This is a genomic window from Brachybacterium sp. AOP24-D1-21 (genome assembly GCF_052378665.1).
Classification (GTDB): Bacteria; Actinomycetota; Actinomycetes; order Actinomycetales; family Dermabacteraceae; genus Brachybacterium.
This window is the reverse complement of sequence record NZ_JBQSXX010000001.1, coordinates 855,969-868,716: the sequence shown is the minus strand read 5'-3', so window position 1 is coordinate 868,716 and position 12,748 is coordinate 855,969. Positions and strand designations below refer to the sequence as shown.

At 64.2% G+C, this 12,748-nt stretch carries 12 protein-coding genes; 11 read left to right on the top strand and 1 reads right to left on the bottom strand.

Features of this window, described 5'->3' with window-relative positions:
• Positions 1-312 precede the first annotated feature (312 nt).
• The 5 genes from ACT3UF_RS03930 (at position 313) to ACT3UF_RS03910 (ending at position 4,923) form a co-directional block, all read left to right on the top strand.
• Positions 313-1,365, top strand: coding sequence for an O-antigen ligase family protein (locus ACT3UF_RS03930; RefSeq protein WP_444608064.1), 1,053 nt, complete (start codon positions 313-315; stop codon positions 1,363-1,365).
• Between the two features lie 663 nt (positions 1,366-2,028).
• On the top strand, positions 2,029-2,238 hold the full coding sequence (locus tag ACT3UF_RS03925) for a hypothetical protein (protein ID WP_444608063.1): 210 nt from the start codon (positions 2,029-2,031) through the stop codon (positions 2,236-2,238).
• Between the two features lie 143 nt (positions 2,239-2,381).
• Positions 2,382-2,639, top strand: a complete 258-nt coding sequence (locus tag ACT3UF_RS03920) for a hypothetical protein (protein WP_444608062.1) — start codon at positions 2,382-2,384, stop codon at positions 2,637-2,639.
• Positions 2,640-2,926: 287 nt separating this feature from the next.
• A complete protein-coding gene (locus tag ACT3UF_RS03915) occupies positions 2,927-4,312 on the top strand; it encodes an S-layer homology domain-containing protein (protein ID WP_444608061.1) in 1,386 nt (461 codons plus the stop codon).
• Positions 4,313-4,755: 443 nt separating this feature from the next.
• A complete protein-coding gene (locus tag ACT3UF_RS03910; protein WP_444608060.1) occupies positions 4,756-4,923 on the top strand; it encodes a hypothetical protein in 168 nt (55 codons plus the stop codon).
• A gap of 310 nt (positions 4,924-5,233) precedes the next feature.
• Here the strand turns inward: ACT3UF_RS03910 and ACT3UF_RS03905 are convergent, their stop codons facing one another.
• The gene (locus ACT3UF_RS03905; RefSeq protein ID WP_444608059.1) at positions 5,234-5,953 is read right to left on the bottom strand and encodes a hypothetical protein; all 720 of its coding nucleotides are present in this window, start codon (positions 5,951-5,953) and stop codon (positions 5,234-5,236) included.
• 148 nt (positions 5,954-6,101) lie between these two features.
• Here ACT3UF_RS03905 and arr point away from each other — a divergent pair, with 148 nt between their 5' ends.
• From arr to ACT3UF_RS03875, 6 genes are all read left to right on the top strand, one after another.
• Positions 6,102-6,527 (top strand): NAD(+)--rifampin ADP-ribosyltransferase, encoded by a 426-nt coding sequence (gene arr, locus ACT3UF_RS03900; RefSeq protein WP_444608406.1) that lies wholly within the window; start codon positions 6,102-6,104, stop codon positions 6,525-6,527.
• 547 nt (positions 6,528-7,074) lie between these two features.
• Entirely contained in the window at positions 7,075-8,685 is a 1,611-nt protein-coding gene (locus ACT3UF_RS03895; RefSeq protein WP_444608058.1) for a glycosyltransferase, read from the top strand.
• Between the two features lie 169 nt (positions 8,686-8,854).
• Entirely contained in the window at positions 8,855-9,604 is a 750-nt protein-coding gene (locus ACT3UF_RS03890; RefSeq protein ID WP_444608057.1) for an ABC transporter permease, read from the top strand.
• Between the two features lie 157 nt (positions 9,605-9,761).
• Positions 9,762-10,643 carry an ABC transporter ATP-binding protein gene (locus ACT3UF_RS03885; RefSeq protein ID WP_444608056.1) on the top strand — a complete coding sequence of 294 codons (882 nt, stop codon included), beginning with the start codon at positions 9,762-9,764 and terminating at the stop codon, positions 10,641-10,643.
• A 55-nt stretch (positions 10,644-10,698) separates the two neighbouring features.
• A complete protein-coding gene (gene wecB / locus ACT3UF_RS03880; protein ID WP_444608055.1) occupies positions 10,699-11,862 on the top strand; it encodes a non-hydrolyzing UDP-N-acetylglucosamine 2-epimerase in 1,164 nt (387 codons plus the stop codon).
• Positions 11,863-11,931: 69 nt separating this feature from the next.
• Complete coding sequence (locus ACT3UF_RS03875) at positions 11,932-12,747, top strand: polysaccharide pyruvyl transferase family protein (RefSeq protein WP_444608054.1); 816 nt, start codon at positions 11,932-11,934, stop codon at positions 12,745-12,747.
• Position 12,748: the final 1 nt, after the last annotated feature.

Here is a 12,748-nt window from a genome sequence, read left to right as displayed (position 1 = left end):
CGTCCCTCAGGCTCAGCACCAGAATCAGTGCTGAGGAGCATCGCCGACTAGATTCCGCTGAGGAAAAGTTGGAGACGCCGTGGCTCCGTTGTCATTCGCATGCTGGAACAACGATGGACAGGTGGTGACTACTTCCGATCCATAGTAAGGATCTGGTGAGTACGCATCATGACCTGCAGGTTGCAGAAGCATCTCGAAAGGATGTCATTGCCGACAGTCGACATCTGCTGCGCGACGTCCTGCACCGACGCTGGGCGCCACAGATCACGTGACACCTACCAGCGCATCAGCCCCAGGTGAGACCCTGGGTCTATGATTTTTTCCCACTTCAAAGCGTCGCGTATGCGCCCCTGCCGTGGTGCGCTTCCCGCGATGCTTTGTGGCGGTGCCCCTCGTTCGCGGTACTTGGTGCTTGCGCTGACGGCCTGGACGCTGTACGTGCTGTGTTCGGCGGTCTGGGCGGGCTCCTCGCTTGGTGCGCTTCTTCCTTACCTAAGCTTCTCGATCTCTCTACTTGTCGGCTTCTTGGCGGGGGCTCGGTTCCCCCTTCGGGACCTCGGACCACAGGTCCCTGCCGTCCTCGCGGTCTGCGCAGTATCGATTCTCTTCGTCGTCCCGTTCTACGCCAATGCGCAAGCGGCGTTGGGCCTCCAGTTGCTTGCAGTCGCTTCTCTGCTCTCTCTCCGCCTACCTTGGGCTGGCGAGCTGTTGCCGCATCATCGGTGGGCCGTCGCGGCCCTGGGAATGCTCGCACTAGGGGCTGTGCTGCTTGCGTTCCGTGCGCAGGCGGCAAGTGTGCTCTTAGTGCCCCTGGCGGTGTTGATTTTGTGCGCCGTGGTTATGAGGCTTGGCCCGCCTCGCCTCGCTGTCGCAGTTGCAGGGCTGACCGCCATCGGTGTCGCAGCCCTGACGGTCATCAGCCTCGGCAGTCTTCGCACATGGCCGAGTGCCCTGAACGAGGGCGGAAGCCTCAGCGGTGTGCGTCATCGGCTCTGGTCCGATGCGCTGGACTTGTGGCAGGCGAGTCCAATCACCGGTGCCGGGCCTGGAGGCTTCCTTGCACATTCCGAGATCGCCGCCTCCAAACCGCTGTGGGAACGGGCGCACTCCTCCGTCCTCCAAGTCGGCTCCGAGCTCGGCGCGATCGGGGTAGTCCTCTTCTCCGCGATCCTCGTCGCCGGCGCCGCGCTCGCACTGCAGGGGAGCCGGCGAGCGGGCCTGATCGCCGTCGCCGCCTGGAGCGCGCTGGGCATCCACTCAATGATCGACCACCTCTACGAGTACCCAATCGTCACCCTCACTGCCGGCATCGTGCTGGGGTACGCGAGCAAGACGACAGAACCGCCCGCAGTGATCGACGAGTAGCCCTGTCGTTCGCGTTTGCCTACGTGAGAAGGGGATCTTCTTGACGATGTTCCTGCAGCAAGGACGAGTGTTTAGAAGAGTTCACTCGGGGGACTATGAACTGACTGATGGAGTCGTCGGGCCGAATCGACTGACGGAGTGGTCACTTCGTTGCCATAACGTTCGCCGCCGTCGCCGTTGTTCCCTCTGCGTCTCGGAGGCGAGTTTCCCCCGACGTCGCTGAGGTCCTCAATATTGACACTCCCGAGGTTCCGGGGCGCTCCATTGCGTGCGCTCGGGCAACCGGGTCACCTCGAACCCCACTCCGAACGCGACCGACTGTCCTCTGCTGGGAGCCGGCTTGCTCTGGATCTCCGAGCTGAGCGTGCCGCTCATCGGCCAGCAGGGCGTGACCGCCCAACCCGGCCTCATCGAGCTCGACGGAGAAAGTGTGCTGAGGGTCGACTCTACGACGTTGACCTGGGGTTATGGGGGGAGCCTCTGGGCGGCTCGGCCATTTGATTCCTTAACTCTAACCGGGGCCGAAACCGCTTAGGCTATGCCCCGGGATTCTCCATCGGCCCCGCTCGAAATTTCGGGACAGACGATGGGACCCCGCGGCCCTCGGGGCCGGTCTCCACCCTGCTCATCGGCGGGCGCACCGTCCCTCTATGCTGGGAATCCATGGCGAAGTTCCGCGGCGTGAGCGAGGGCGACTCGATCACCTACGCCCTGCAGCGCAAGGAGCCTCTGCTCACGGAACACGAGGCATTGCGCGATGCCGTCCTGGGGGACTCGTCCAACATCGTCACCATGCGCGAAGGCCTCCACGCCGTCCGTACCGTCGAGGCTGTGCTCGATTCGGCACGCGGGAACACCTTCATCCAGCCCTGAACGCATCGCCGACGCGCAGTGCACTGAGGGCCGGCCCTCAAATATCATCAGTCGTAGCTGAACCCGCTCATCATCTGGGCGGCTTCGCCGCGAGTGATGGTGCGCGTAGTGCGGAAAGTGCCGTCGGTGAACCCTGACCTCGCATGATTCCGGCAGACGCCCCCGATCACTGTCCGTGGTTCCCGCGCCAGGGTCGCGACCCTGGCGTCTCCACGCTGCGGCGCAGCTTCTTCGACCCCGCGATCCCGGCAGACCTGCTCGGGGTGGGGGAGAACGTGATCGAGCTGCAGCTCGCCGAGGGCGGCTGGATGGCCTGGGACGGGGCGGGACGAGATCATCGAGTGAGCGGCCACTGTCCTGGGATGTCCGGATCTGCTGGAAGGCCGTCGGCTCATTCCTGACGGGTGACGAAGCCATCGTCGTGGGGCACCCGGCGCGGCAGAGGTGACGCTGAGCGCGCAGCGGAGGGGCATGACTCGGGATCCGCATGACCGCATCGCGGAGAGCTGTACGAGTATGTCCTGAACTCGGACTTTTCGGGCACTTCTCCCATAGTGTGAGCGCGCCAGAGCCGATGGACCAGCACTGGCTTCCCTGGTCGTCTGCGTAGGCGCCCCTGCCCCTTCTCGTCGGAGGTTCTTGTGGTTCACAACTCTCGTACTCTCGCGCCACCCCGCCTGGTGGCTTGATGGCGCTCCTGCTCGCCGTACTGCTCATGGCCAGCCTTCTCAGCCCATCGGCAGCTCATGCGGCGCCGACGGTGCAGGAGAAGGAGCCGAATGACACGACGGCTACTGCCCAGCGCGTGGACCTCGGTACCACTGTTCAAGGGAAGATCGAGGACCGCGGTCGGGTCACGGACTTCTACAGGTTCTCGGCACCCAAGCCGGGCAAGCTCACGCTCGATCTCCGCTTCGGCGATCACCTGGGGACTGAGGGCAGCCTGACGCTGAAGATCTTCAACTCCTCGGGGACTCAGATCGAGAGGATCATCCTCACGCCCGCGGAGTACAGCGGTGCGAAGCTCCGCAGTCTTGCGCTGTTCGTGGAGGCCGGGACCTTCTACATCTCGCTCGACACGTATTCCTCCCGGTGGCACGGAGCGTCCTACACGTTCAGGACCACCGTGACGGCGATGGCCTCCGAGACGGAGCCCAACGAGACGACGGCGACGGCAGATGTGATCGCACTCGGGCAGAAGACGGTCGGAGCGTCACTGGAAGATCCGCATTGGGTGGGAAGGGACCACGACTACTTCCGACTCGGATTGTCGAAGCGGACCACAGTGCAGGTGGACTTCCGCTTCGCCTGCAATCTGGGCACGGGGGAGCTGTATCGACTCGAGATTCTGGACAACCAGGGCAAGCAGCTCCTGGACCGCAAGCTCACGGGCTCCGAGTGCAACGGTGCCGGTCTGCGGGGGCAGCGGGTCACGGTCCCGGCAGGCAATCTCTACGTCCACATCTACTCGCGGTTCGGCAACGACCTGACGCGGGGCAAGCAGTATTCGCTCACGGTGTCTCCGGCGAGCCCCTTCAAGGACATCCGCCCGGGCATGGAACATTACGACGCGATGGTGTGGATGAAGGAGAGCGGTACCTCGACCGGCTGGTCCGACGGCACCTATCGCCCGCTCTCCGCCGTCAACCGCGATGCGATGGCGGCATTCCTCTACCGTCCCGCCGGGTCGCCGAAGGTGACGTTGCCACGTACCTCCCCGTTCCGGGATCTCAAGCCCACTGACGAGCACTACACGGCGATCATCTGGGCCTACCAGGAAGGGATCACCACCGGTTGGGTGACGTCCAAGGGTCGGGAGTTCCGGCCGGTGCAGCCCATCGCCCGCGATGCGATGGCCGCATTCCTCTACCGCTACGCGGACTCCCCGAGGTACACCACCCCGAAGGGGGCGTGTTTCACGGATGTGAGGTCGAATCAGCAGTTCGCCAAGGAGATGTGCTGGATGAAGAGCACGGGCATCTCCAAGGGCTGGTCCGACGGCACGTACCGACCGCTGCAGTCCGTCAAGCGCGATGCGATGGCCGCGTTCCTCTACCGCTACACCACCACCTGAGGAACCTGCCGCTGCGAGGCGGGGAGATCGCGCGATGCGGTCGCCTTCCGGTGAACGTCTCGAGGCAGCTCGGGGACGTTCCGGGGCGGGTCATTCGCGGCGCGGGAGGGCCGGTGACAATGGAGGCGTGCGCAGACTGATCGTCGCGATCTTCCTCGGTGCCGCCGCCGCGCGCGCCGAGCCCTGCTCGGGCTCGCAGGCGTCACCGCCGCGGCCGTGGTCGCCTGGCCGGCCCGTGACGAGCTCGCGGCCCAGGCGCGCGCCTTCCCGCTGCGTCCAGATCTCACGGACTATGTGCGCGGTCCAGGGAGGGCCGCCACCGCGATCGACGCCTACCTCGCCCGGCGGGGCGACCCCATCGTCACCGAGGTGGACCTGTATCCGCGGTACGTGCTGTTCACGGCCCTGACATCCCCGGTGCGACCGCCTATGACAGCTTCCAGGTGCGCGGCTGGCACGTCACCCGCCGCGGGCCGGCGACGATCCAGCCCGATTCGGCCGAGGAGTTCTCGCTCGAGGACGTCACCTGGGCGGTGCTGCCGGGACTCTACGAGCAGCTGGAGGCGGAGATGGGGTTCAGCGACGGGCAGCTGCGCAGCAGTCGGCGCTAGGTCGGGGTGCAGCGATCGAATCGGGAGGGCGGCGCCGTCGGGATCTCGGTTCCCCTCTACGACGCCTACCGCAGCGGCACACTGGAGGCCGATCAGGAGGGAACGCCCCTCGAGATCCGCTGATCCGAACATCTCGTCAGCGGCTGTGCGCCGCCAGCTCAGCGATCGGCGAGTTCGATAGCCGCGCTCTCGCACTGCTCAGCCCCCGGCTCCAGCTCTCGGCGGCATCCTGCGGGCCGGCACGAACGGCGAGAACGTCACCGAGCTCCGGGCTGGCGCGCCCCGCAGCTCCCGTGACGCCGCGTAACGCTCACCGCAGGAGGAGAAGCTGGCGAAGCCACGGCACATGTTCGCTGAGCAGGGAGATGGCACCGTCGCCCAGCACGGCGATGCCCACGAGAGCGAGCAGGGCGGCGAGCACGGCCTGCAGGGCGCGGCGCCTGGGGCCGACGAGCTCCATGGCCCGCGTGACGAGCTGCTCGTGCCGGCCGAACGCGGCGGCGGTGAGCACGGCGACGAGCGGCAGCTGATAGACGAGATTCCACAGCACCAGCAGCGCCACATGGCGCAGGAGATGCTGTTCCTGAGAGGCCATGCCGACGGCGATAGTGAAGCCGGGATCGGCCAGCGCTGTCGCCGAGAAGCCGACGCCCGCGAGCACGAGCGGAGCAGTGGCCAGCCGCTTCGGGGTGGAGCGCTGCTCGAGCCGGCCGTGCGGCAGGGCCGGCCGAGACGCGGCCCGGAACTGGTGGACGCTGAAGCCGACGAGGGCGAGTCCCACCACGAGTTCGACCGTGCCGATCGCATTGTTGGAGTCCAGCACGGGCCGCAGCCAGCGGTGCAGCAGCGCCAGCAGCGGACGCAGGATCAGCGTTGCCGCGATGATGACCACCGTGTATCCGCCGGTGAAGGCGAGCAGGTGCCGCACCGTGCCGCCGCGCAACATGACGCCGATCGCGATGACGCCGCCCAGCACGTCCATCGTCACCACGGCGAGCCCGAAGAAGGCGAGCATCCCGGCGAACGTCATGCCGGAAGGTTACGAGAGGCCGCGGCGCGGGACGATGGGGCAGGCCCCAACGTGGGGTGGGGGATTCCCGCGAGGCGGTGCGCGAGGGGTCCGCATGCAGGAGGATGAGGGCCGGCCGGGCGAGGGCCCGACGGAGAGCGAGGACGCGATGAGCGAGCCAGTCCCCTTCGAGGTGTACGAGGAAGGTGTCTACCTCCACGGCACCAGGGCCGTCCTGGCCCCGGGAGATCTCCTCACCCCGGCGCAGCCCTCGAACTACCGCGACGACGCCCCGTTGCGGCACGTGTATCTCACCCAGACGATGCACGCCGCGGCCTGGGGCGCGCAGCTCGCGCGTGGCGACGGAGAGCCCCGCGTCTACGTCGTGGAGCCGACGGGGACGGTCGAGGACGATCCGAACGTCACTGACAAGCGGATGCCAGGCAACCCCACCCGCTCCTACCGCAGCACCGAACCGTTGCGCGTGGTGCGGGAGCTGACTGACTGGCCCCGGCACAGCGAGGAGAGCGTGCGGGTGATGCGGGAGGGGCTCGCGGCGCTACGGCGGGCGGGGCGGGACGGGATCATCGAGTGATGGAAAGGCCTTCCTGGACTAGTGCGATCAGGCCAAATTGCGATCAGGCGAAATTGACACCTGATCGTGCACCGGTCCACCGAAGTGCGCCGCACCGACAGAGACGAGATCCGCGCCTGACGAGCGCGGGCCCCACGCGAAGTTCGCGGTGACGCCCTCGATATACGCTGTCCGGTGGCGGACGGGCGCGCATGCGTCGACATCACGAAAGCAGCTCTATGTCGTGACGATTATATTCGGGCAACCTCTTTATGAACGTCCGCCCGGGAACAGGTAAGTAGCTCACGTCGGCATACAGGAAGTCGGCACGAACTACCCAGCGATCGCTAAGATCGCAGGGACGTGTCGGCCGATTGGTCGATTCCATACCGAGCGGAGGCCAATGCCTAGCCCACGACGCATGGCTCTCAATGCGCGCCTCCTGCTCGAGTCAGCACTCCAGCATGCGATGGACGATCCTGCGCTGCTTGTGGTCCAGGTGAGCCGTCGGTTGCCTTTCATGGCGCGCGTGCGGGCGGGGCGCCTCCTTCGAATCGTAGCCTCCAGGGTGCCCGGCGGTAGTGGCGCCGCCGCGCTCGGGGCATTCATGGCCGGGGACGCGAGCGATGCCGAGGCACGGCTCGTCGCCGACCCGCACTCGCGGTCGAAGATGCACGGTGAGGTGTCTGTCCTTCTTGACCGACCAGACCTGCTCTCTGCTAGCGCTCCACCGGCCACTCGTGCACGCTCCGCCTGGTCGCGCGGCGAGCTCAGCGAGGCGGTGGAGATCCTGGAATCAGCAAGACAGGGCAGCTCCGCCTATGCCCGTCGCCTGCGCAGCGAGCTCGACCTACTTACTACGGGCCGCAAGCTGTCGTTCCCCTCCGGTGCCTCTGTCAAGGCGTCCGCTCGCGACTCAGGGGAGCCACTACGTGTCCTGCACCTGATCACCAACTCCCTGCCGCATACCCAATCCGGCTACTCACTGCGCACCCACCGTATTCTCATCGCACTGCAGGCACGCGGTGTTCGTTCGTTGGCGCTGACGCGGACCGGGTACCCCGTCATGGTGGGCAAGATGCTTGCCGGGGACACCGATGTGGTGGACGGGGTCGAGTACCGCCGTGCCTTGCCGACCTCTCTCGGCGCGACACCCGAGGAGAGGCTTCGTCAGGAGGTCGATGTGGCGCTCGAGATCGCCGGCGAACTGCGCCCCCACGTCCTCCACGCCACCACCGACTACCGCAATGCCCTGGTCGCCCAAGCGGTCAGCGCTGCCACCGGCATCCCGTGGGTGCTCGAGGTGCGTGGGTTGATGGAGCAGACCTGGATCTCCTCTCGCCGCACCGAGCACGCTCGAGTCGAGGCAGAGAGATCGGAGAAGGTTCGCCTGGTGCGTGAACGTGAGGGTGAACTGGCACGCAGCGCCGCAGCAGTGGTGACACTCAGCAGCACGATGGCTGAGCAGCTCGTGGAACGTGGCGTAGACCGTGATCGCATCACGCTCGTCCCCAACGGGGTCGACGAGACCCTGCTTGAGGGCCATATCTCGGCCTCCGAGGCACGGCTTGAGGTGGGCCTGGATCTGCCGCCTCGGGCCTTCGCCGTCGGGGCCGTGAGCGCTCTGGTCGACTATGAAGGGTTCGAAACTCTCCTCCATGCTGCCGCGCAGCTGATCGCCGATTCCGAGCAGCCGGCCATGCTCCGAGAGAATCTGCACGTCGTACTCGTCGGCGACGGCGTTGCGGCCCCGAGACTCGCCGAGCTCGTCCGCGAACTCCGCATCGGAGAGCGAGTGCACATGCCGGGGAGGGTACCGGCCGCCGAAGCACGACGCTGGGTCGAGTCGCTCGACGTCGTCGTGATCCCACGCTTGGATCGAGCAGTGTCTCGCACGGTGACACCGCAGAAGCCGATCGAGGCACTCGCCCTCGGCCGTCCGGTGATCCTCAGTGACCTTCCCGCGCTCAGGGAGACGGCAACTGATCAGAGCGGCATTCTGCATGGGATGCTGGCCCGGGCCGGATCCTCCGACGCGCTCGCCGAAGCGATCGCTGTCCTCGCGGCCGACAAAGATCTTCGCGTACAAGTCGGAGTTGCGGGCCCACCAGTGGCACGCGAGCGCACCTGGAGCGCGATGGTGAGAAGATACGAGCGCATGTACAGAACGGTGGCGTAAGGGCGGAATGGCACGACGAGCAACAGAATCTGAGGTGACGAGCGTCGCCGAGGTCAAACGCGCCCTAGAGACACGAGGTCTCGACCCGAGCGGGCTGCGTCCCATCGGGATCCGTCCACCGCTCAGCAGCTACCTTGCTCAGCTGTGGCAGCGACGCGCTTTCATCTGGATGGACTCGCGGCATCGCGCCGCCACGCAGAACTCCCGGAATCGACTGGGAAACGTCTGGCTGCTGCTGCGGCCGCTGGTCGACTCGGTCTTCTACTTCATCATCTTCGGACTCATCCTCGGTGGGCGTGGAGAAATCGAGAACTACGCCGCCTTCGTGGTGATCGGGATCCTGACGTACCGCTCGACCGCGAGCGCTATTTCGCAGGGGACCTCGGCGATGACGGCTGGAAAGTCGATGATCCGAGCCTTCAACTTCCCTCGGGCTGCGATCCCGTTGGCCTCGGCGGTGCGAGACACCTTGGTCTCGGTGATCGCGGTGGTGGTGATGTGCCTGGTAATCTGGGTGGTTCCCCCCTTCGCTCCCCCCACCACCACCTGGGTGTTCATCCCCCTGATCTTCGTGATCCACAATTTGCTTAACCTGGGGATCCGTTTCTGGGTGGCCCGGCTCGGATTCATCCTTCCGGATATGAGCCAGGTGATGTCGGTGATCAGCCGCTTCCTCATGTACGGCTCCGGCGTGATCTTTCCGATCGAGCGCTTCGTGACCCACCCGACGGCACTGGCGATCATCGAGGCGAATCCACTTTTCCAGATCATCGTGATCTACCGGTCTCTGCTCATGGACGGCGTCATGCCTCCCCTGAGCAGCTGGCTGTTCGTCACAGCCGTCACGATGGGCATCCTTGTGCTCGGGTTCCTCTTCTTCTGGCGCGGGGAGGCGAGCTATGGTCGCGAGCAGCGCTGAGTGGCAGCAGAACGGTGACGAGCCCCCCGAGGCTCCGTCGACAACCCGATGGGTGGCCCCGGAAGATTCTCCGGTCACCGTGGTCGCACACCGTCTCCGGATGCGTTATAAGGTGCAGAGAACGGATCGCACCCCCCGTAAGGGAAGACTCGGGAAGTTGGTCAAGCGCAAGCAGATGGTGTCCGTCTCGGCGCTTCGCGGGGTGGATCTCCAGGTCCGCTCCGGGGAGTTCGTCGGCATCATCGGCCGCAACGGCTCCGGGAAGTCGACCCTCCTGCGTGCGTTGGCCGGTGTTGAACCGCCCACCTCGGGAGTGGTAATGACCGCAGCCCGACCGCAACTGTTGGGCGTGAGTGCGGCGCTGATTCCGGAACTGACGGGCGCCGAGAACATCAAGCTCGGGTTCTTGGCCATGGGGCTCTCCCGCGATGAAGCCGACGAGATCTTTCCTGCGGCGGCCGAGCTCTCGGCACTCGGGGAGACCATCGATCTGCCCATGCGCACGTACTCCTCGGGTATGGGGGCGCGCCTGAAGTTTGCAATCTCCGTAATGGCCGAGCCGAAGATCCTCATGATTGATGAGGCGCTCTCGACGGGAGATGCCACATTCTCGGAGCGTTCGGCGAAGAAGATGGACGACATGCTCGCGAACGCGGGCACCGTGTTCATGGTCAACCATGCCGCCCAGACGATCGAGAACATGTGCTCTCGGGCGATCTGGATGGAGAAGGGTCGCGTAGTGATCGACGGCGATGCGGTCGAGGTGGCCCGCAGATACCGCTGGTTCGCCCACAACCTCGCCCAAGGCGAAGAGGAGAAGGCTGCAGGTCTCCTGCGCGACGCCTTCCTCGAGGGGGACGCGGTGAGGGCTGCATCAATGCTCACACTCCCTGACCACAATGAAGCGGAAGAGCCTCAGGACAATACTCCGGAGCTTGAACCGGATCCTTTCCTCAAACTTTTCAGTCAAGATATGAAGGCACGGCGCTTCCCCGGAGCACTATTGCCCAACGATCTTGACATCAACGGCACCCCCTGACATCTCTCCCGAGCACTCAACACTCCCCACACCGACTTCTACGAGAGGATTTCCCGTGGCACTGCGCATCATGACCATCTACGGCACCCGGCCCGAGGCAATCAAGGTCGCCCCGATCATCAAGGCGATCGAGGCCGATCCCGAGCTAGAGAGCGTCACCGTGGTGACGGGCCAGCATCGAGAGATGCTGGATCAGGTCAACACGATGTTCAAGATCGTGCCCGATCACGATATGAACATAATGAGCGCGGGCCAGTCGCTCAATACAATCGTGGCGAAGGTGATTGCGGGGATCGACGGGATCCTCGAGGTGGAGAAGCCGGATGCTGTGATCGTGCAGGGTGACACGTCGACAGTCATGGGTGCAGCTGTTGCCTCGTTCAACCGTCAGATACCGGTGATTCACCTCGAGGCCGGCCTGCGCTCCGGAGACATCAACTCGCCGTTCCCGGAGGAGGCGAACCGGAAGCTGACCAGCCAGATTGCCACGTTGCATCTCGCGCCCACCTCCACCAGCAAGGCGAACCTGACGCGAGAGGACGTCAGCGAGAACGACATCGTCGTCACCGGTAACAGCGTGATCGACACGCTCATGTTCGCCACGGAGAATCTTCATGTCGACTTCGCTGATGAGCGTCTTCAGAAGCTTCGTACGGCGAAGGCCGAGGGCGACGCTGGCCGGGTGCTCCTGGTCACCGCTCATCGGCGTGAGAACCTCGGCTCGGCGATGGAGGACATCGGGCAGGCCGTCGCTGAGTTGGCGCGCAAGTACCCCGACCTCACCATCGTGTTCCCGATCCACAAGAATCCCAAGGTGCGCGCGGCGATCCGGCCCGCCGTGGAGGGGCTGGACAACGTGCAGCTCATCGAGCCACTCGCCTATGCGGAGTTCACCCAGGTTCTGAGCCTCGCCGACGTGGTGCTCACGGATTCGGGTGGGGTCCAGGAAGAGGCGCCGAGCCTAGGGAAGCCTGTTCTCGTGATGCGTGAGAACACCGAGCGTCCGGAAGCGGTCGTGGCCGGCACAGTGAAGCTCATCGGTACTCACAAGCAGCGGCTGATCGATGAAGTCTCTCTCCTCCTGGACTCCGGGGAGGCGTACGCAGGAATGGCGAACGCGGTTAATCCGTATGGTGATGGTCAGGCCGCGGAGCGAACGGTTCAGGCAATTGCGTGGAAGTTCGCCATGGGCCCGAAGCCGGAAGACTTTGAAGTGTAGCGCCATGCGCAATGAACGAGACTGTCGACTACAAGCAGATCAGTAAATACCGAATGTGGGGCAGAACTAATGGTGAAGCTATTCTGGTGGAAGGGTAAAGAGTACCCAAATCTTGGAGATGAACTTTCGCGCCTAATTCTTGAACGCATTTATGGCCTTGACGTTCAATTCTCAACTCTTCATGGCGCTGACATGATCTCCGTGGGGAGTGTGCTCGGGATGGCATTGGATCACGAGGCGGTCCCGAAGCGGACGAAGCCCCTCCATGTCGTCGGATCTGGGACTATGCACCAGTTGGAGCGGAAGCAACTCCCCGAGTGCCTCCGGTTCCACTCGGTTAGAGGCGCCATTACTCGAACAGCTCTTGGATCAAGAGATACGGACGCTGTGAGCCTTGGTGATCCGGGAATTCTTTGCGCCGATTTATTTGAGCCCGATCGAGTAAGCGACGGCAAGGTCGGGGTCATTCTCCATCACTCGCGCTTGAAAGATGATGGGTGGCGAGAGCGCTTCAGTCATCTTCCGATCGAATTTTTGGATATTCGTACTGAAGACTATGACTCGTTCGTCCAGCAGATGGCAAGATGTGACATTATTTTGAGTGAAAGCCTCCACGGGCTTATCCTTGCGGACGCTTATGGCATACCAAATACCTGGCTTTCCTTCGGAAGGCTGCATTCTGGGGGTAACTTGAAGTTCTTCGACTACTTCTCGTCAATTGGTCGAGATTGCCTAATGAAAGTCTCGGGTGTGCCGCTGTCTGTTGACCAGATCTGGGAGGCGAGCTTTACTTCTGACCCCCGCAGGGTGGGGATTCTGAAGATGGATATTCGTCGAGCGTTCGAGGCTGCAATCAAAGCCATTCGTGCACAGGGGGCGGCTTGAC